The sequence below is a fragment of the Methylobacterium sp. EM32 genome (assembly GCF_040593685.1).
Lineage (GTDB): Bacteria > Pseudomonadota > Alphaproteobacteria > Rhizobiales > Beijerinckiaceae > Methylobacterium.
Window position 1 is genome coordinate 1 of sequence record NZ_JBEXZS010000044.1, and the last position, 1,489, is coordinate 1,489.

The window sequence follows — 1,489 nt, forward strand, 5'->3', positions numbered from 1 at the left end:
CGGCCGTCAACGGTGCCGCCATCAGCCCCGGCGGCGCGGCGGTCGCGGTGGCCAACGGCAGCGTGCGGCTCAACGCCGACGGCACGCTGACCTACGCCCCGTCCGCGGACTATACCGGCGCGACGAGCTTCACCTACACGGTGACCTCAGGAGGCGTGACCGAGACCGCCACGGTCGCCGTCACCGTCACCCCCGTCAACGACGCGCCGGTCAACACCCTGCCGGCCGGCTATGCCGGCACCGAGGACACGCCGCTCGCGCTCACCGGCCTGAGCGTCGCCGACGTCGATGCCGCCGGCGGCGCCCTCAGCCTGACGCTGAGCGTCGGCGCGGGCACCGGCAGCCTCAGCGCGGTTGCCTCCGGCGGCGTCACCGTGATCGGCTCGGGCACGACCTCCCTGACGCTGACCGGCGCGCTGCCGGCGCTCAACGCCTACCTCGCCTCGGCCGCCGCTCCCGTCTTCACCCCAGCGGCCAACCTCAACGGTGCCGTCGCGCTGACGCTCACCACCTCCGACAACGGCAATACCGGCGCCGGCGGGGCGCTCTCCGACGTCGACACCACCCTCATCACCCTGGCGCCGGTCAACGACGCGCCGGTCAACACCCTGCCGGCGAGCTTCACCACCAACGAGGACACCCCGCTCGCGCTCACCGGCCTCGCCGTGGCCGACGTCGATGCCGGGACCGGCGCGCTCACCCTCACCCTGAGCGTCGGCGCGGGCAGCGGCAGCCTCAGCGCCACCGCCTCCGGCGGCGTCACCGTCGCGGGCTCGGGCACCGCCAGCCTGACGCTCAGCGGCACGCAGGCGGCGCTCAATGCCTATCTGGCCTCGGCCGCCGCCCCCGTCTTCACCCCGGCCGCCAACCTCAACGGCGCCGTCGCGCTGACGCTCATCACCTCCGACAACGGCAATACCGGCGCCGGCGGCGCACTCACCGACACCGACACCAGCACGATCACGGTTCTGCCCGTCGACGACGCCCCGGTCCTCGACCTCGACGCCTCCGGCCCCGGCACCGGCTTCTCCAGCACCTACACCGAGAACGGCGCCGGCGTGCCGATCGCCGACACCGACGTGCTGATCCAGGACGTCGACAACCCCACCCTGGCCTCGGCCACGGTGACGATCACCAACGGCCAGGCCGGCGACCTGCTCACGGCGGCGGGCCTGCCGGCGGGGATCGGCGCGAGCTACGACGCGGGCAGCTTCACGCTGACCCTGTCGGGCCAGGCGAGCCTGGCGAACTATCAGGCGGCGCTGGCGGCGGTGCGGTTCGCCTCGACCTCGGAGAACCCGCCGACGCTGCCGCGGATCGTGGCGGTGAGCGTCAGCGACGGGCTTCTGAGCTCGGCGGCGGCGCAGGCGACGGTGAACGTGGTGGCGGTCAACGACGCGCCGGCGAACGGGCTGCCGGCCTCGTTCGCGGCGAGCGAGGACACGGCGCTGGCGCTGACAGGCCTGAGCGTGGCCGACGTCGATGCCGG

At 74.1% G+C, this 1,489-nt stretch carries 1 protein-coding gene; it reads left to right on the top strand.

Annotation, left to right across the window (positions count from 1 at the left end):
* The coding region (locus ABZT49_RS06705; RefSeq protein WP_355284676.1) for a tandem-95 repeat protein at positions 1–1,489 on the top strand (1,489 nt) is incomplete at both ends.